Source organism: Streptomyces thermolilacinus SPC6 (assembly GCF_000478605.2).
Classification (GTDB): domain Bacteria; phylum Actinomycetota; class Actinomycetes; order Streptomycetales; family Streptomycetaceae; genus Streptomyces; species Streptomyces thermolilacinus.
Genome location: NZ_ASHX02000001.1, coordinates 4,655,368 through 4,672,527 on the forward strand (window position 1 = coordinate 4,655,368; position 17,160 = coordinate 4,672,527).

The 17,160-nt window shown below is 72.6% G+C and carries 17 protein-coding genes; 6 read left to right on the top strand and 11 right to left on the bottom strand.

Annotated features, from left to right (window positions below):
- Nucleotides 1–50: 50 nt before the first annotated feature.
- From J116_RS20120 to J116_RS20130, 3 genes are all read right to left on the bottom strand, one after another.
- Nucleotides 51–1,052 carry a ketoacyl-ACP synthase III gene (locus J116_RS20120; protein ID WP_023588870.1) on the bottom strand — a complete coding sequence of 334 codons (1,002 nt, stop codon included), beginning with the start codon at nucleotides 1,050–1,052 and terminating at the stop codon, nucleotides 51–53.
- A gap of 23 nt (nucleotides 1,053–1,075) precedes the next feature.
- The gene (locus J116_RS20125) at nucleotides 1,076–1,999 is read right to left on the bottom strand and encodes an ACP S-malonyltransferase (RefSeq protein WP_023588871.1); all 924 of its coding nucleotides are present in this window, start codon (nucleotides 1,997–1,999) and stop codon (nucleotides 1,076–1,078) included.
- A 96-nt stretch (nucleotides 2,000–2,095) separates the two neighbouring features.
- The gene (locus tag J116_RS20130; RefSeq protein ID WP_023588872.1) at nucleotides 2,096–3,274 is read right to left on the bottom strand and encodes a PucR family transcriptional regulator; all 1,179 of its coding nucleotides are present in this window, start codon (nucleotides 3,272–3,274) and stop codon (nucleotides 2,096–2,098) included.
- 57 nt (nucleotides 3,275–3,331) lie between these two features.
- Here J116_RS20130 and J116_RS20135 point away from each other — a divergent pair, with 57 nt between their 5' ends.
- Together J116_RS20135 and J116_RS20140 are read left to right on the top strand one after the other, a co-directional pair.
- Entirely contained in the window at nucleotides 3,332–4,099 is a 768-nt protein-coding gene (locus J116_RS20135; protein ID WP_162494546.1) for a pirin family protein, read from the top strand.
- Nucleotides 4,096–4,446, top strand: a complete 351-nt coding sequence (locus tag J116_RS20140) for a hypothetical protein (RefSeq protein WP_023588874.1) — start codon at nucleotides 4,096–4,098, stop codon at nucleotides 4,444–4,446. Before J116_RS20135 ends, J116_RS20140 begins: the two co-directional genes overlap by 4 nt.
- A gap of 173 nt (nucleotides 4,447–4,619) precedes the next feature.
- On the opposite strand, the gene J116_RS20145 is transcribed toward J116_RS20140, so the two are convergent.
- Nucleotides 4,620–5,447, bottom strand: coding sequence for a serine hydrolase domain-containing protein (locus J116_RS20145; protein WP_023588875.1), 828 nt, complete (start codon nucleotides 5,445–5,447; stop codon nucleotides 4,620–4,622).
- Nucleotides 5,448–5,527: 80 nt separating this feature from the next.
- Here J116_RS20145 and J116_RS20150 point away from each other — a divergent pair, with 80 nt between their 5' ends.
- Both J116_RS20150 and J116_RS20155 read left to right on the top strand, forming a co-directional pair.
- Nucleotides 5,528–5,998, top strand: coding sequence for a MerR family transcriptional regulator (locus J116_RS20150; protein WP_023588876.1), 471 nt, complete (start codon nucleotides 5,528–5,530; stop codon nucleotides 5,996–5,998).
- On the top strand, nucleotides 5,995–7,014 hold the full coding sequence (locus J116_RS20155) for an aldo/keto reductase (RefSeq protein ID WP_023588877.1): 1,020 nt from the start codon (nucleotides 5,995–5,997) through the stop codon (nucleotides 7,012–7,014). The genes J116_RS20150 and J116_RS20155 overlap by 4 nt, the downstream gene beginning before the upstream one ends.
- Nucleotides 7,015–7,043: 29 nt before the next feature.
- Here J116_RS20155 and J116_RS20160 read toward each other — a convergent pair whose 3' ends face one another.
- The 7 genes from J116_RS20160 to J116_RS20190 form a co-directional block, all read right to left on the bottom strand.
- A complete protein-coding gene (locus J116_RS20160; protein ID WP_023588878.1) occupies nucleotides 7,044–8,237 on the bottom strand; it encodes an acyltransferase family protein in 1,194 nt (397 codons plus the stop codon).
- The gene (locus tag J116_RS20165) at nucleotides 8,234–9,265 is read right to left on the bottom strand and encodes an alpha/beta hydrolase (RefSeq protein WP_023588879.1); all 1,032 of its coding nucleotides are present in this window, start codon (nucleotides 9,263–9,265) and stop codon (nucleotides 8,234–8,236) included. Before J116_RS20165 ends, J116_RS20160 begins: the two co-directional genes overlap by 4 nt.
- A 288-nt stretch (nucleotides 9,266–9,553) precedes the next feature.
- Nucleotides 9,554–10,234, bottom strand: coding sequence for a response regulator (locus tag J116_RS20170; protein WP_023588880.1), 681 nt, complete (start codon nucleotides 10,232–10,234; stop codon nucleotides 9,554–9,556).
- A 19-nt stretch (nucleotides 10,235–10,253) separates the two neighbouring features.
- Nucleotides 10,254–11,657 carry a sensor histidine kinase gene (locus tag J116_RS20175; protein ID WP_079147779.1) on the bottom strand — a complete coding sequence of 468 codons (1,404 nt, stop codon included), beginning with the start codon at nucleotides 11,655–11,657 and terminating at the stop codon, nucleotides 10,254–10,256.
- A 96-nt stretch (nucleotides 11,658–11,753) separates the two neighbouring features.
- Nucleotides 11,754–12,614: a DUF4429 domain-containing protein gene (locus J116_RS20180; protein WP_023588882.1), complete on the bottom strand. Its 861-nt coding sequence runs from the start codon at nucleotides 12,612–12,614 to the stop codon at nucleotides 11,754–11,756.
- An 86-nt stretch (nucleotides 12,615–12,700) separates the two neighbouring features.
- Nucleotides 12,701–13,915 carry an alpha/beta hydrolase gene (locus J116_RS20185; protein ID WP_023588883.1) on the bottom strand — a complete coding sequence of 405 codons (1,215 nt, stop codon included), beginning with the start codon at nucleotides 13,913–13,915 and terminating at the stop codon, nucleotides 12,701–12,703.
- 138 nt (nucleotides 13,916–14,053) lie between these two features.
- On the bottom strand, nucleotides 14,054–14,758 hold the full coding sequence (locus tag J116_RS20190) for a TetR/AcrR family transcriptional regulator (RefSeq protein WP_023588884.1): 705 nt from the start codon (nucleotides 14,756–14,758) through the stop codon (nucleotides 14,054–14,056).
- 115 nt (nucleotides 14,759–14,873) lie between these two features.
- Between J116_RS20190 and J116_RS20195 the strand changes: the two genes are divergently transcribed.
- Both J116_RS20195 and J116_RS20200 read left to right on the top strand, forming a co-directional pair.
- Entirely contained in the window at nucleotides 14,874–16,484 is a 1,611-nt protein-coding gene (locus J116_RS20195) for an MFS transporter (protein WP_028964298.1), read from the top strand.
- 211 nt (nucleotides 16,485–16,695) lie between these two features.
- Nucleotides 16,696–17,088: a peptidase inhibitor family I36 protein gene (locus tag J116_RS20200; RefSeq protein ID WP_023588886.1), complete on the top strand. Its 393-nt coding sequence runs from the start codon at nucleotides 16,696–16,698 to the stop codon at nucleotides 17,086–17,088.
- Nucleotides 17,089–17,160 lie beyond the last annotated feature (72 nt).

Below are 17,160 nucleotides of genomic sequence, written 5' to 3' on the forward strand. Positions count from 1 at the left end.
GTCAGAGGATGTGACGGCGGTCCGTCCGGTCCGGGGACCGGAACGGTTGCCTAGGGGAGGGTAACGACCGTCGCGGCGTAGACGAGCCCCGCCCCGAAGCCGATGACGAGCGCGGTGTCACCGCTCTTCGCCTGCCCGGTCGCCAGGAGCCGCTCCATCGCGAGCGGGATCGAGGCGGCCGAGGTGTTGCCGGTGGTCTCCACGTCGCGGGCGACCGTGACGTGCTCCGGCAGTTTCAGCGTCTTCACCATCGAGTCGATGATCCGCATGTTGGCCTGGTGCGGGATGAAGACGTCCAGGTCGGCCGCGGTGATGCCGGCCGCGTCGAGCGCCTGCTGGGCGACCTTCGCCATCTCGAAGACGGCCCAGCGGAACACCGCCTGGCCCTCCTGAGTGATGGCGGGGAACCGCTCCACCGTGCCGTCGCGGTAGTCCGTCCACGGCACGGTCTGCTTGATGGTCTCGGACTTGTCGCCCTCGGAGCCCCAGACGGTCGGGCCGATCTGCGGCTCCTGGGACGGGCCGACCACGACCGCGCCCGCGCCGTCACCGAACAGGAAGGCCGTGGCGCGGTCCTCCAGGTCGGTCAGGTCGCTGAGCCGCTCCACGCCGATGACGAGGACGTACTCGGCGGACCCCTCGACGACCATGCCCTTCGCGAGCGTCAGCCCGTAGCCGAAGCCCGCGCAGCCCGCCGAGATGTCGAACGCGGCCGGCTTGCCGGACGTGATCCGGTCGGCGATCTCGGTGGCGACGGCCGGGGTCTGCTTGAAGTGCGACACGGTGGAGACGATGACGCCACCGATCTGCTCGGGGCTGACCCCGGCGTCCGCGAGGGCCTTGCCCGCCGCCTCGACCGACATCGCGGTCACGGTCTCCTCGGGCGACGCCCAGTGACGCGTCGCGATGCCGGAGCGCGAGCGGATCCACTCGTCCGACGAGTCGATCTTCTCGAGGATCACCTCGTTGGGCACGACCCGCGTCGGACGGTAGCCGCCGACACCCATGATGCGCGCGTACGGGGCGCCCTTGCTCGGCTTGATCTTCGCCATGCTCTACGGCTCCTTGCTCCGGTTCAGGAGGCGGCGCCGGCGTGCTCGGCGATGAGCGCGCGTGCCGCGTCGAGGTCGTCGGGGGTCTTGAGCGCGAGCGTCTTGACTCCGGGCATGGCCCGCTTGGCGATACCGGTCAGCGTGCCGCCCGGGCACACCTCGACCAGCGCGGTCGCGCCGAGCCGCTGGAACGTTTCCATGCACAGGTCCCAGCGGACCGGGTTGGCGACCTGGCCAACGAGCCGGGTGACGACGTCGGCACCCGTGGCGACGGTCCGCCCGTCCTTGTTGGAGACGTAGACGACCTTCGGGTCCGCCGGGGCGAGGCCGCGCGCGGCCTCCTCCAGCGTGGCCACCGCCGGCGCCATGTGGTGCGTGTGGAACGCGCCGGCGACCTGGAGCGCCACCACACGGCGGACGCCCTCGGGCTTGTCCTCCTCGAGCGCCGCCAGCTGCTCCATGGTGCCCGCGGCGACGATCTGGCCCGCGCCGTTGACGTTCGCCGCGGTCAGACCGAGCTTCTCCAGGTGCGGCAGGGTCACCTCGGGGTCACCGCCGAGCAGTGCCGACATGCCCGTGCGGGTCACGGCGGCCGCCTCGGCCATCGCCAGGCCCCGGGTCCGTACGAGACGCAGCGCCGCCGTGTCGCCGAGGACACCGGCGAACGCGGCGGCGGTGATCTCACCCACGCTGTGGCCCGCGACGGCGTCCGGGACGACGTCACCGAGCGCGGCGGCGGAGAGCAGGCCCGCGGCGACCAGCAGGGGCTGGGCGACCGCCGTGTCGCGGATCTCGTCCGCGTCGGCCTTCGTGCCGTAGTGGACCAGGTCCAGTCCGATCGCCTCCGACCACGCGTTGACGCGGTCGGCGGCGCCCGGAAGATCGAGCCAGGGAGTCAGGAAGCCGGGCGACTGAGCGCCTTGGCCGGGAGCGACGAGTACGAGCACCCTCACACTCTCTCTTGTGGACGGTCCTGGAGGCCCGTGGGGACTAGGACGAAGAACCGTCGGGTGAATTGTTGATCCCCCACAAAAGCTCTGAGGCTACGCCTCGCTGTCGGCGAGACGCCCCAGGATCAGTGCGATCCGCAGTGTGAAAGCCGACCGTACATCCGAGGGCGACCAGCCGGTGACATCGGTCACACGTCGGAGCCGGTAGCGCACGGTGTTGGGGTGGACGAACAGCATCCGGGCGGCCCCTTCGAGGCTACTCGCCTGCTCCAGGTAGACGCTCAGGGTCTCCAGGAGCGCCGATCCGGCCTCCTCCAGCGGTCTGTAGATCTCCTCCACCAACTGTTGCCTGGCGGAAGGGTCCGACGCGATCGCGCGCTCCGGCAGGAGATCGTCCGCGAGGACCGGCCGGGGCGCGTCCTGCCATGCCGAGCAGGCCTTCAGACCGGCCGCCGCCGCCTGCGCGGACCGGGTCGCCGCCAGCAGATCCGGTACGACCGGACCGGCCACGACGGGCCCCGCCGCGTACGGGCCGATCAGCGCCTTCGCCACGGCCAGCGGGTTGTCGCTGCCGCCCGCGATCACCACCAGGCGGTCGCCGAGCACCCCGGTGAGGACCTGGAGCTTCGCGTGGCGGGCGGCCCGGCGGATCGCCTCGACGGTCAGCTCGCTGTCGCCGTCCGGGGCGGTGCCGAGGATCACGCACACGTGTTCCGGCGAGTTCCAGCCGAGGGCGGCGGCCCTGCTGACGGCGCCCTCGTCGGCCTCGCCCGACAGCACCGCGTTCACGACGAGGGACTCCAGCCGGGCGTCCCACGCGCCGCGCGCCTCGGCCGCCTGCGCGTACACCTGCGCCGTCGCGAAGGCGATCTCCCGCGCGTAGACGAGCAGCGCCTCGCGGAGCACCGACTCGTCGCCGGGGGCGGCGACCTCCTCGATGGCCGACTCCATGACCTCGATGGTCGTGCGGACCATCTCGACGGTCTGGCGCAGGGTGATCGCCCGGGTCAGCTCGCGCGGCGCCGTGCCGAACACGTCGGTGGAGATGGCCTGCGGGGTCTCCGGGTGCCGGAACCACTCGGTGAACGCGGCGATACCGGCCTGCGCGACCAGGCCGATCCAGGAGCGGTTCTCCGGGGGCATCGCCCGGTACCACGGCAGCGTCTCGTCCATGCGCGCGATGGCGCTGGCGGCGAGCCGCCCGGAGGACTGTTCGAGTCGTTTCAGGGTCGCTGCGTGCGGGTGGGCGTCGTTCACTGCGGGATCAGGCACGGGACAAGACTGCCTTATCGGGACGGCGGCCCGCCCGGCCGGTCTACGGTTGGGCCTGTGATGTCCATACACAGGGCCGGGGACCGCTACCGGGGCGGCGACCCGGACGCCGGGATCGAGACCCGGCACGCCTTCTCGTTCGGCCCGCACTACGACCCGGACAACCTCCGCTTCGGCGCGCTCATCGCCTGCAACGAGGAGCGGCTCGCTCCCGGAGCCGGGTTCGACGAGCACCCGCACAGTCACACCGAGATCGTCACCTGGGTCGTGGAGGGCGAGCTGACGCACCGCGACTCGGCCGGGCACGCGACGCTGGTCCGCCCCGGCGACGTCCAGCACCTGTGTTCGGCCGGTGGCGTGCGGCACGTGGAGCGCAACGACGGCGCCGAGCCGCTGGTCTTCGTCCAGATGTGGCTCGCCCCGCTGGAGCCCGGCGGCGAACCGTCGTACGAGATCGTCCGCGGCCTCGCCGACGGCGCCCCGGCCTCGTACGCCGTGCCCGCCGCGGGCGCGGTCCTCCACGTCCGCCGCCCGGACGCGGGGGAGCGGACCGCCGTCCCGGACGGGGACCTCGTGTACGTCCACGTGGTGCGCGGCGACGTGCGGCTGGCCGTCGGCGGGGAGGCGGCGGGGACGCCACGGTCCGGCGACGCCGAGGCGCCGGGCCCGCCGCGGGCCGGTTCGGCGGACTTGTCACCGGCCGCCGGGGTTGACCTGTCGCCGGGCGACGCGGCCCGCGTCACCGACCCGCGCGACGTACACCTGACCGCCCTGACCCCCGCCGAGGTCCTCCTCTGGCACATGGCCCACCCGGGACGGCGGTGAGCTACGACCTGGCCGTGTGGGACGGCGAACGCCCGCGCGACGACGACGAGGCGGGTTCCGCCTACGACGAGCTGTTCGCGCGCCACCTGGAGTCGGACGACACCGTCGTCCCGCCGGAGCCGCGGATCGCGGCGTACATCAGGGCACTCGTCGAGCGGTACCCCGACGACGGCGGGGGCCGTGGTGTGTGGGCGTCGCCGCCGGTGGCCGACGAGGTGCCAGGCCCGGTGGTCTACCTGCCGATGTCCTACGGCGCGGCCGATGAGGTCTCCGCGTACGCGGCCGCGCTGGCCCGTGAGCACGGCCTGGTCTGCTACGACCCGCAGGAGGAGCGCCTGCGGCCCTGACCCGGTCCGGCCACCGGGTGGGCCGCCCCGCGACCGGTGTCCGCCCCGTCACGGGTGGGCCGCCTCGCCACGGGTGTCCGCCCTGCCACGGGTGGGCGCTCGACGGGCGACGGCGATCCCTGCGCGGCCGCGCTCACCGGGCAGTGGTGCTCATCGCCCCGCGAGGCGCGGCCTCACGCCGCCGGGCCGCCGCGGAGTTCGGCGAGGACCGCGTCGGTGAAGGACGGCCACGCCTCGATGGCCCACGGGCCGAACGCCCGGTCCGTCAGCGCCACGCACGCCGCCCCGGCGTCCGGGTCCACCCACAGGAACGTGCCCGACTGCCCGAAGTGCCCGAACGTCCGGGGCGACGACGAACCGCCCGTCCAGTGCGGCGACTTGCCGTCCCGGATCTCGAAGCCGAGCCCCCAGTCGTTGGGCCGCTGGTGCCCGTAGCCGGGGAGGATGCCGGTCAGGCCCGGGTGGACGACCGTCATCGCCTCCAGCACCGTCCGCGCGTCCAGCAGCCGGGGCGCCTGCACCTCCGCGGCGAACCGCACGAGGTCGTCGACCGTCGACACCGCGTCCTTCGCGGCCGAACCCTCCAGCGCCGTGCGCGTCATCCCGAGCGGCTCCAGCACCGCCTGGCGCAGGTACTCCGCGAACGGGATGTCGGTGGCCTTCGCCACGTGGTCCGCCAGCACCTCGAAGCCCGCGTTCGAGTAGATCCGCCGGGTGCCCGGCGCCGCCATCACCCGGTGCTCGTCGAACGCGAGGCCCGAGGTGTGCGCCAGCAGGTGCCGCACCGTCGAGCCCTCGGGCCCGGCCGGCTCGTCCAGCTCGACGGCGCCCTCCTCGTAGGCGACGAGCACCGCGTACGCGGCGAGCGGCTTCGTCACCGAGGCCAGCGGAAACCGCCGCTCCGTCGGCCCGTGGGCCCCCGCGAGCGTGCCGTCCGCGCGGACGACTGCGGCGGCCGCGGTCGGCACGGGCCAGTTCTCGATCATCGCCAGGCTCTGCATGCGGACGAGCGTACGCGCTCGTCCCGCCGCGCCGTCGCGGCGCTTGCTTCGAGTGCGCTCGAAGGTCCTAGCGTGGGGGCATGACGGTGATCGAGAGCACTCCGGCGGCCGCCCGGACCCGCGATGTCTGCGCCGCCCCACCGCCCCGCCACCCCCGCCCCGACGGACAGGACCACTACACGATCAGCGAGGTCGCCGCATGGACGGGCCTCACCGCCCACACCCTGCGCTGGTACGAACGCATCGGCCTGATGCCCCACGTGGACCGGTCCGCCACCGGGCAGCGCCGCTTCACCAACCGGGACCTGGACTGGCTGACGCTCGTCGGCAAACTGCGGCTGACCGGCATGCCCGTCGCCGCGATGGTCCGCTACGCCGAACTCGTCCGCGCCGGCGAGCACACCTTCGACGAGCGGCGTCAACTCCTCGAAACCACCCGCCGCGACGTCCTCGCCCGCATCACCGAGCTCCACGAGACCCTCGCCGTACTCGACTACAAGATCGACCACTACGCGGGCGCCCGACCGGCGCCGGAAAGGGCCACACGATGACCACGGAAGAGAAGATCCCCCAGTCACGGCTCGGCTCGACGGGCCCGATGGTCGGCGTCCAGGGCCTGGGCGCCATGGGCATGAGCGAGTTCTACGGCGACACGGACGAGGCCGCCGCCCGCGACACCCTCGACGCCGCCCTCGAAGCGGGCGTCACCCTCATCGACACCGCCGACATCTACGGACGCGGAGCCAACGAGGAGTTCCTCGCCCCGTTCGTCGCCGCCCACCGCGACGAGATCACCCTGGCCACCAAGTTCGCCATCGTCCGCACCGACGAGGCCCTCTACCGGGGCGTCCGCAACGACCCCGCGTACATCAGGACCGCCGTCGAGGACAGCCTGCGCCGCCTCGGCGTCGAGGTCATCGACCTGTACTACATGCACCGCCGCGACCCGGACGTCCCGCTCGCCGAATCCGTCGGCGCGATGGCCGACCTCGTCCGCCAGGGCAAGGTCAAGCACCTGGGCCTCAGCGAGGTGACCGGCGACGAACTGCGCGAGGCCCACGCCGTGCACCCCATCGCCGCCCTCCAGTCCGAGTGGTCGCTGTTCTCCCGCGACGTGGAGGAGAGCGCCGTCCCCGCCGCGGCCGAACTCGGCGTCGCCCTCGTCCCCTACTCGCCGCTCGGCCGCGGCTTCCTCACGGGCGCGTTCACCGACGCCTTCCAGGACCTCTCCGACGGCGACTTCCGCCGCACCCAGCCCCGGTTCTCCGGCGACAACGCCCGCAGCAACGCGGCCCTCCTCGAACCGATCCGCTCCCTCGCCGCCGCCCACGGCGCCACCCTCGCCCAGATCGCCCTGGCCTGGGTGCACCAGCGTGCCGCCGTCCACGGCCTGCCCGTCGTTCCCATCCCCGGCACCCGCAAGCGCGAGCGTCTCCTGGAGAACACCGCCGCCACCCGCATCGTCCTCACCGACTCCGAACTCGACCTCCTCGAACCCATCGCCGCCCAGGTCGCCGGCAGCCGCTACTCCGACATGTCCCTCACCTCCGCCGCCCGCGAGAACTAGGCCCTGCCTCTCGGACCGCCCCGGTGTCCTCAGGCCAGGCCCAGGGCGAAGACCATGAAACCGGCCGCCAGGACGCCCGCCGCCGCACGGCGCGTCCTGGTGGCCGTCCTCCACGGCGCTTCGAGCACCCGCGCGTACCGGGCTATCAGCGCCAGCAGCACCGCGAAAACCGGCAGCCATGCCACCCGCGCCGCTATCCACCCCAGCGTGTCCGGCGCCGTGGTCAGCCCCGGCACCTCGCCGACGGTCAGGGACGCGGGCACGGCCGCCACGAGCATCGCCGTCTGATGCCAGCACAGGATCGTCATCGCCGACAGGTTGACCACCACGACCGGCGCCCACAGGGCGGGCCGCCGCAGCAGCGCCGCGAGCCGGTCGCGGAGCAGGATCGCGGCGCCGCTCTGGGCTGACGCCAGGGCCAGGACCAGAAGCGACGGCGGGTGCGAGTTGGTACGCGCCTCACCGGGCACGCCCACCATCGACGCCGGGTAGTGGAACACGGCCAGCAGCACCGCGAAGAGGGCCACGCCGCCGACGAGCAGCATCCAGGCCTCCCGTCGGCCGATCCGGCGCTCCCCCCATGACACCCCCAACTGGTAGGCGAACAGCCAGCCCGGCAGCACATTGAGCACGCTCAGCCATGACGGCATGGCCTCGGCGTACGGCCCGTACCGCAGCACATCGACCACGGCGACGGACCCGAGCAGCGGCGCCGCCGCCCACGCCCCCATGGCCCGCGAGGCCCGCCCACACCAGGGGGTCAGAGCGGTGATCACCGTGTAGACGCCCACGAACCACAGGGGCTGGACGACCAGCGTCGCCCCGGTCCGCAGGGTGTCGTCCGGTATGCCCGCCAGCGAACCGGCCGCTATCAGCGTGGCCCACACGGCGGTGACTCCCAGCACGGGCCGGCCGAGCCGGGCGACCCTGCCGCGCAGCCACTCCCCGGTGCCGCCCGGCCTGCGCCGGTAGGAGAGCACGGAGGCGTAACCCCCGACGAGGAAGAAGACACCGAGCATCTGGAGGACCCAGCTGGCGGGCGCGAGGAATCCGAACGCCGACAGCGGACTCGCGTTGTGGATCGCCCCCTCGGCGTCCAGGGTGAACCCGCCGAGCAGCCAGTGCCCGGTCGGCACGGCCAGCAGTGCCAGGGCCCGAAGCCCGTCCACGGCCCGGTCGCGATGGGCCGGTGTGCGCTGTTCGATGCGGTGGACGAGCTTCACGCGGCCACCCCCTGGGCGATCGCGGCGAACGTCCGCAGCGAGCTGGTGCCCGGCGCGAAGTACCCGTCGTGGCCCCGGGCGTCGTCGGCCGGTATTCGCCGGGCACCGAACGACTCGGCCGCCGGGTCCGCCCCATGGCCCAGGCCCAGGAACGTCACCTTGGGCACCTTGGATATCCAGTCGGCCGGAGCCTTGGCGGCCCACACCCGCGCTGTCGTACCCAGCTCCGCGACGTTCGCCGCGCGCATACCGGGCGAGCCGAGGACCACCACGTCCTTGGCCTTCGCCTCCGCCGCGGCGAGCCCGCACACCACGGAGCCGTAGCTGTGGCAGAACAGCGACGGGGCCGGGGCGCCCGTCGCGGCGAGCCCGTCGGTGAGCCGGGCCAGCCGCTCTGACCCCGCCTCGGCGAGGCCGCCGGTCGCCGCGTCGACGCCCACGCCGACCGGCGTCGTGTAACCGGCCCAGGCGATCACCGCCGTACGCCCGCCCGTCGCCGCCCGCAGCTGCCGGGCCATCCCTGCCGGAGCGCCGTACGGGGAGCGGGCCCGGTCGTACGACCCCGCGTCGATGTCGGAACCCGGCACCACGACCGCCACATGGCGGCTGCGCTCCAAATCCCCGAACACCTCGGCGACCAGGCCCCGGCCGCGCGGGTCGAAGGCGAGGAGACGACGGCCGGCGAGGTGCGCGTACCGCCCGTCACGTGAAGCGGAGAGGGCGTTCGCCTCGTACCGCAGAGCCACCGGGACCCCGTCCACATTGCCCACGACGCCCGGGTGCCGCCGGACGAGCCGGTGCCGCTGTGCCGCGTCCAGGCCCCGGAAGAACGCGGCGACCTCGGCCGGGGTGGACCGGTCAGGGTCCGGCAGCGGCCGGCCCAGCGATCTGTCGGCCAGCCACGCCGATGTCCCCGGCGGCGGGCCCGCCATGGCCTGCTGGGCCGTCCCCGACGCCCATCCGGCGGTCCCGGCGACGACGGTCGTCGCCAGCGCGGCGGCCACCAGAGTCCTCTTGAAACGGCGCATGACGCCCCCCTCTTCGCTTGCCTCGTGCGGTGTGACGAGGAGGAAGGTAGGAAGACGACACCCGAGCGATCGTCACCCTGCGGAGCCAACTGCCCTGTCATACCTGGGTAGGGGGTGTCCTACGCCGACAGCACACACCACTGCTCCGCCGGGGATGCCGCCGGACGCGGGGATGCCGGGGATGCGGGGGAGCGGGCAGGAACGTCGCAAGTCCCGCCGAGCGGCGCCCGGTTCGGAGACCGGACGGCCGCGGCGCCGTGAAGAGCTACCAGGTCAGGAGGCACGAGGTCAGACCGTCTCCCCAGGGGTGACGAGCCCCGACTCGTAGGCGAACACCACCGCCTGCGCCCGGTCGCGCAGGCCGAGCTTGGCGAGGACCCGCCCGATGTGCGTCTTCACCGTCTGCTCCGCGAGGACGAGTTGCGCGGCGATCTCCTGGTTCGACAGGCCGCGGGCAACCAGCTCCAGGACCTCCGTCTCACGCGGAGTCAGACCGTTCAGCCGTACGGAGCGCTCCTTGCGGGGAGAGGGGCCCCGGGCGGCGAAGTCCTCGATCAGCCGCCGCGTCACCGACGGGGCGAGCAGCGCCTCGCCGCCCGCCACCACCCGCACGGCGGCGATCAGGTCGGCAGGCGGAGCGTCCTTGAGGAGGAAGCCGGACGCCCCGGCGCGCAGCGCCTCGTACACGTAGTCGTCCACGTCGAACGTCGTCAGCATGAGGACCTTCGGCCGGTGCGTCACACCGGGCGGCGGATTCAGCAGCTCACGTGCCGCCGCGAGCCCGTCCATCTCCGGCATGCGCACGTCCATCAGCACCACGTCGGGGTGCGTGGACCGGCCCACCTCGACACCGGCCCGCCCGTCCGGGGCCTCACCCACGACGTCGATGTCGGGCTGCGCCGACAACAGCGCGGCGAATCCGGCCCTCACCATGGCCTGGTCGTCAACGATGATCACGCGGATGGTCACGAGGTCCCCTTCTCAACGGTCAGGGAAGCCGTACGGTCAGCGGCAGCCGTGCCGCCACACAGAAGCCGCCGTCCGGCAGCGGTCCCGTGTCGAGACTCCCGCCGGTCAACCGTACGCGCTCGCGCATCCCGATCAGACCGTGTCCCGTCCCCGACGTCTCCACGGGCGACATCGGCGAAGTGGACTCGGCGGGCGCGCCGTTGACGACGAGGATGATCAGCCACTGCAGGTTGGGCGACCGCGAGAGGGACACCCGTGTCCGGGCGCCCGGCGCGTGCCGTACGACGTTGGCCAGCGCCTCCTGCACGATCCTGTACGCCGACAGGTCCACGGCCTGCGGCACGGGGCCCAGGTCGGCGGCCAGCGACAGCTGCACCGGCAGCCCCGCCCGTATCGTCGCCTCCACGAGCTGCTGCACCCGGTCGATACCCGGCTGCGGGGCGCGCTCGCCCTCGGTGTTCTCGCTGCGCAGGACCATCAGCAGCCGCCGCATCTCGGTCAGGGACTCCCGTGCGGACGAGGCTATGGACGAGAACTCCTTCCGTGCCGCTTCGGAGAGCCCCTCGATCCGGTACGGCGCCGAATCCGCCTGCACGGTGATCACCGACATGTGGTGGGCGACCACGTCGTGCAACTCGCGGGCGATACGGGTCCGTTCCTCCAGGAGCGTGCGCCTGGCCCGCTCGGCCTCGCTGATGGTCTCCTGCTCCACGAGCCGCCGCTGGGCGTCGCCGCGCTCCCGGAGCGTGCCGGTTATCAGCAGGACGACCCCGCTCAGCACGAACAGCACCAGGTGGAGGTTGCCCGGCCCGCGCGATCCGCCGGACAGCTCCAGCGCGAACCCGGCGGCGCCCGTCACCAGCCACACGCTGACCAGCGTCCGGCGCTGCTCGCGCAGCCCCACCGTGAGCATCAGCCCCAGATACCCGACCACGACCATCGGTGTCCACGGCCACGGCCGCCCCGCGGCGAGGACCGGGTTGATGGTGACCAGGGCGCCGAGCACATCGGCGGCGAGGACGACCCACCATGCCTGGAGGGGCCGGGAGACGGCCATCAGCAGCGGCGCCGTCTGGGCCGTGGCCAGCAGTCCGGCGATGCCGCCGTTCACGCCGTAGTCGTTGATGAGCACCATGACCGTGACCGGCAGCAGCGACGCGACGAGGATCAGCGCCAGCACGTACGGGATGCGCCGCACCCAGCTGGACTCGGCCTGGCCGAGCAGCGGAGTTCCCGGCTCCGTGGGCGTCGAAAGGGTGGCACCGAACGCGCGCACCCCCTCCCGCGCGAAACGGAGCGCACGGCGGGCGAGTGTGCGGCGGGAGGGCGGCACCGCGGGCCGGGGCGGAAAGGGAAAGGGCTCCACCCGGGCATGCCCGTGCGGACGCTGCGGCGGGACGGGGGGCTGAGGGACGCTGCTCATGGTTCCGCCAGCCTAGGCACGCACCGCTTCCACAGGCGTCATACCAGGGAGCCAACTCCCCGCCTCATACCCCGGTATGACATCCGGCTGTCCGCGCTACAACTCGGCGAGCAGTTCGGCCTTCTTGGCCGTGAACTCCTCGTCCGTCACCAGTCCCGCCTGGTGCAGGTCCCCGAGGTGTCTGATCCGTTCCGCGATGTCCGCCGGGTCACGTCGGCCGGCACCCACGGGAACCGGGACGGGTACCGCGCGGTCCGCCTCCCGTATGGCCTGGAGCACGGCGGCGGCGAACGGAAGCGACTCGTGGACCGGGCCGTACCCGAGACCGAACACGACCGCCGCCGGGTCCTGGTCCGGCTGGACCGGGGCCGTGTCGCCACCGCGTCGCAGCAGCTTCAGATAGCCGTCCAGCACATCGGGCGACCGCCACTCCACCCCGCTGAGGTCGCTCACCGCGAAGGTCTGGTCACCGGCCTTCCACTTGGCGGACGAGGCGCCCGTCCAGAACCATCGGAAGGAAACGTTCCGGCCATCGAAGGACGCCTTGCCGTCGTACGCCTTGAACTGCACCGGCGGCTCGGGAACGGTCACCAGGAACCGCTCGGCGGGCTCGCCGCGCTCCGGCCCGAGGCGCGCCCGGAGCTCGTCCGCGTAGTACTCGGCGAGGGTCTCCCGGTCGGCGGGCAGCACAAGCCGGTACGGGTCGCAGCTCTCCTTCAACTGGCCGTCCGCCGCTGCCATCAGCGGGTCGGCGCCCGTACGCGGCACGGCATGCAGAACCACCGTGCCCCGCTTGCCCGGGGAGAGCGTCACCGACGCCAGCGCCGCGTGCGGGACGCGTCTTTCGCGCAGCGTCTGGAACAGCTTCGGCGCGCGGATTCCCCGTTCGAAGCGGATGAGCACGGCGTCGGTTTCGAACTCCCAGGTGGCATGAATTCCGGCCAGCACATCACCCATGTGCCTCATCGTATGCGGCGGGCGCCCGCGCGTCGCCCCCCGGAAGACGGGTGGAAATGGACTCCGCTGCCCGACTTCTACGCGGGTCAGACCGACGCGTCACCGTAGATTCCGCTGCGGCACGTGTCCGTGGCGTCGGCGCAGCGCACATCGTCGTACGCCCCGACCCCTATCTCGGCGAAGTTCCGCAGGCTGCCCGTGCCGGGCACGAAGTACCCGCCGTGGCCCGCCGCGCCGTCCGCCGACAGCAGCCGCGCGCCGAACTCGGGCGCCACCGGGTCGGCGCCGTGCCCGAGGCCGCCGACATCGAGGTGCGGCACGTCGGCGATCCAGTCGTCGGCGTCCCGCATCGCCCACACCCGCGCCCGCGTGCCGAGCGCGGTCGCCGTCTGCGCCCGCATGCCGGGGCTGCCGGCCACGGCGATGTCGGTGACCCGCTCCGGCAGCCGGCGCGCGGCGAGCCCGCACACCACGGAGCCGTAGCTGTGGCAGAACAGCGAGACTCGCGACGAACCGGGCAGAGCCCACGCCAGCGAGGCGAGGCGCAGGGAACCCTCGGCGGCGCGCCGCCCGGTCATCGCGTCGATGCCGACCCCGGTGGGCGCCGTGTAGTCGGCCCAGGCGATGACCGCGGTCCGCACATCGGGCTCCGCCTGCCGCTCCGCGGCGTAGAGGGACTCCGCCATCCCGGACGGTGCCGTGTAGCGGTGGGCCGTCTTCTCGAAGGTGAGCAGATGCGTGTCCACGCCGGGGACGACGACCGAGACCCGCTCGGCGCGGTTCAGGTCGCCGAACACCTCCGCGACCCGGCCCTGCCCCGCCGGGTCGAAGGCCAGGATCTGCCGCTTGCCGGACATGAGCGAGGAGAAGCGGTGCACCCGCCGTGCGGCTTCCTGACGTCCCTCCGCGGAGAGCCGCCGGTCGGCGACCCGGACGCGCTCGGCGAGCAGTGCCCGGCGCAGCGTGTGCCGGTTCGCGTGGTACCGCAGACCCACCGGAACGCCGTCGAGGTTGCCGACCACCAGCGGATGCCTGTCGGCGAGCCGTGCCCGCTGCGCCGGGCGGAGGGAGGCGAAGAACGCGGCCACGCCCGCCGACGGTGACGTGAGGCCGGGAAGCGCACGGCCGCCGATCCGCTCGGCGCGCCATGCCGCGGCCGCCGCGCCCCACGCGTCCAGCGGCACGGCACGCGTGCGGGGCGGCCCGGTCCATCCGGACGTGGCGAGGAGAACGAAGATCACCGCGAGGGCGAGCAGGGTCCGCCAGACGGTGGGCGAGGTGGAGGCGATGGTGGGAGTCACTACGAGACACCCTAGGAGAGTCCGCGCGGCCCCCGTGGCAGGCGTGACGGAGATCACGGTTGGTGGTGGCGATTCGGGGCAGTGGCCGTTCCCCCGGCACGCCGGGTCACCCGGCGGGTGCCGCCGTGGGGCCGGTCGTCACGCGCTGTCCGTACCAGCGGCGTGGGGGCCGGCCGGGGCCGCGGCTGTTTCGCGCCAGTTGGTGGCGAGCGTCGGGGCGAGGTGGTCCAGGTAGGCGACGGTGAGGGCGCGCAGGCCGTCCAGGCTGGGGTCGTCGCCCCGTACCCACAGCTGGCCGGTGACCCGCATGACGCTGCCGAAGCAGGCGACGGCGACACGTGGTCGCGGGTCGGCGTCCACGTCGAGGCCCTCGCGGTCGGCGATGAGCCGGGCGACGTACTCCTCCATGTCGAGGGAGCGCCGCAGATGGGCGGCGAGCAGCGTCGGTGTCGACTCGATGACCTGGAGCATCCGCAGGTGGACGTCGACGGGGACGATCTCCGTGATGGCCTCGCCGATCGTGTCCCAGGTGCCGAGAACGGAGTTGCGCAGGGCGTCGAAGGGGCCCTCCTCGGCGGGGCGGGTCCGCAGGGCCTCCACGAAGTGCTGCTCCGTCATCTGCTGCAAGGCGAAGGCGGCGGCCTCCTTGCTCGGGAAGTACCGGAAGAAGGTGCGCTGCGACACCTCGACTGCGTCGGCGATCTCGTCGACCGTCGTCTCCTCGTACCCCTTCGTCGTGAACAGCTCCAGTGCGGTGCGCAGCAGGGCGGTCCGGGTGCGTTGCTTCTTCCGCTCCCGCAGTCCTGGGGCGGAGCCCGTCGCGGCCGACTGCCCAACCGTCACGTCATGTCCTCGTTTCCCGTTCTTCACCGGCTCCGCCGTAATGTGAGCCACGTGACAGTTACCGGCGTATGAATTGCTTTGTCAATTGTCAGTGGCTGACACTAGCCTCGCCGGTATGACTGGTCAGACCACCATCCATAAGGCACCACAGACCCCGGAACCCGTGCCCGCACCGGCCAAGGGGCTGCGGGGCCACCCGTGGCTCACGCTGTTCAGTGTCGCCGTCGGTGTGATGATGGTCGCGCTTGACGGCACGATCGTCGCCATCGCCAATCCGGCGATCCAGCGGGATCTGGGCGCGTCCCTCTCCGATGTCCAGTGGATCACGAACGGCTATCTGCTCGCCCTGGCTGTCGCGCTCATCACGGCGGGCAAACTCGGTGACCGGTTCGGCCACCGTCAGACGTTCCTCATAGGAATCGCGGGATTCGCCGCCTCCTCCGCCGCGATCGGCCTCTCCGACTCCATCGCCCTGGTCATCGGCTTCCGCGTGCTCCAGGGCCTCTTCGGCGCGCTGCTGATGCCGGCGGCGCTCGGCCTGCTCCGCGCCACCTTCCCCGCCGAGAAGCTGAACATGGCCATCGGTATCTGGGGCATGGTCATCGGCGCCTCGACCGCGGGCGGCCCGATCGTCGGCGGTCTGCTCGTCGAGCACGTCAGCTGGCAGTCGGTGTTCTTCATCAACGTGCCGGTCGGCGTCCTGGCGCTGGTCCTGGGCTTCGTGATCCTCAAGGACCACCGGGCGGAGAACGCGCCGCGCTCCTTCGACGTCCTGGGCATCGTGCTCCTCTCCGCCGCCATGGCGTCCCTGATCTGGGGCATCATCAAGGCCGGTGAGAGCTGGGGCTGGGGCGACGGCAAGACGTGGGCGTTCCTGCTCGGGGCCGTCGTCCTCTTCGTCCTCTTCGGGCTTTGGCAGACGAAGGTCCGCGAGCCGCTCGTCCCGCTCGGGCTGTTCCGCTCCGTCCCGCTCTCCGCCGGCGTCGTCCTCATGGTCCTCATGGCCTTCGCCTTCATGGGCGGCCTGTTCTTCGTGACGTTCTACCTCCAGGGCGTCAAGGGCCTCAGCCCCGTGGACAGCGGACTGCGCCTGCTGCCGCTCACGGCCATGATGATCGTCTCCTCGCCGCTCGCCGGAGCGCTGATCACCAAGTTCGGCCCGCGCATCCCGCTCGTCGGCGGCATGCTCTGCACGGCCGGCGCGATGTTCGGCATGCTCTCCCTCACGCCGGAGACCGGCACGCTCGCCACGTCGCTCTGGTTCGGTCTCCTCGGCCTGGGCCTCGCGCCCGTCATGGTGGGCGCCACCGAGGTCATCGTCGGCAACGCCCCGCTGGAGCTCTCCGGTGTGGCCGGCGGCCTCCAGCAGTCCGCCATGCAGGTCGGCGGCGCCCTGGGCACGGCCGTGCTCGGCGCGGTGATGTCCTCCAAGGTGAACGCCGACTTCGGGGACAACTGGAAGGACGCGGGCATCCCGGTTGCGCCCGCGCCGGAACTGGAGCAGGCGGCCGAGTTCGGCATGGTCCCGCAGGAACTCGCCAAGGCCCCGGGGATGACGCCGGACATGCTCGGCACGATCAGCAAGGTCATCCACGACACGTTCATGTCGGGCATGGGGCTCGCGTTCACCGTCGCGGGTGCCGTGGCGGTTGCCGCGGCCCTCGTCGCGACGCTGACCAAGCGCGGTGCCAACGCGGAGGCCGGCGGGGGCGGCGTCCACATCTGACCGGCGGCATCGCCACGAAACACCGGGCCGAAGGCCCCGGCATCCAACTGTGCCGGGGCCTTCGGCGTGCCCGCGCCCGCCCCGGCGCCAGGGGGCCCACTGTCACTCTTCCGGGTGGATCAGGCCGGGGGCCCTTCCCCTCGACAGTCACTCTGCGTCAGGCTCAGGTCAGACATCGATACGGAGTGTCACGATTCGGGGGTTGATTCCCATGCGCACGTCCTCACGTTCCCTCTTCACCGCCGCCGCTCTCGGGATGAGCGTGGTCGCCATCGCCACGCTGTCCACCTGCGCCGCGCCCGCCGACGCCGCGCCGCCCACGCTCGGCCCGTGCGACAGCGGGCAGCTGTGCCTGTGGGGGAAGGAGACATTCAAGGGAAAGCGGCAGACACACGAGCTGGCCACCACGGACGTCGACAGCTGCGTCGCGCTGCCCGCCGGCACCACGGCGGCCGGGCTCGCCAACCGCACCGGCCGCCCCGTCACCACCTATCAGTCCGCCACCTGCGGGGAGACCGGCGAGTTCGAGACGTACCCCGGCAGCGGCACCTGGGTGCCACGCTCGCCGTACCAGGTCCGGGCGATCAAGATCTGGGAGAACTGACGTCGGGCCTCGTGTCCCGACCGGGCAGGGCTCCCCGCCGGGCGCCGCCCGCAGCGACGGGCGCCCCTGCCT

What these genes read in the sequence shown, in the direction of transcription:
- J116_RS20120 (WP_023588870.1), bottom strand. Translation starts at nt 1,052, where the DNA reads ATGGCGAAGATCAAGCCGAGCAAGGGCGCCCCGTACGCGCGCATCATG.
- J116_RS20145 (WP_023588875.1), bottom strand. Translation starts at nt 5,447, where the DNA reads ATGCAGAGCCTGGCGATGATCGAGAACTGGCCCGTGCCGACCGCGGCC.
- J116_RS20150 (WP_023588876.1), top strand. Translation starts at nt 5,528, where the DNA reads ATGACGGTGATCGAGAGCACTCCGGCGGCCGCCCGGACCCGCGATGTC.
- J116_RS20155 (WP_023588877.1), top strand. Translation starts at nt 5,995, where the DNA reads ATGACCACGGAAGAGAAGATCCCCCAGTCACGGCTCGGCTCGACGGGC.
- J116_RS20165 (WP_023588879.1), bottom strand. Translation starts at nt 9,265, where the DNA reads ATGCGCCGTTTCAAGAGGACTCTGGTGGCCGCCGCGCTGGCGACGACC.
- J116_RS20175 (WP_079147779.1), bottom strand. Translation starts at nt 11,657, where the DNA reads ATGAGCAGCGTCCCTCAGCCCCCCGTCCCGCCGCAGCGTCCGCACGGG.
- J116_RS20180 (WP_023588882.1), bottom strand. Translation starts at nt 12,614, where the DNA reads ATGGGTGATGTGCTGGCCGGAATTCATGCCACCTGGGAGTTCGAAACC.
- J116_RS20195 (WP_028964298.1), top strand. Translation starts at nt 14,874, where the DNA reads ATGACTGGTCAGACCACCATCCATAAGGCACCACAGACCCCGGAACCC.
- J116_RS20200 (WP_023588886.1), top strand. Translation starts at nt 16,696, where the DNA reads ATGCGCACGTCCTCACGTTCCCTCTTCACCGCCGCCGCTCTCGGGATG.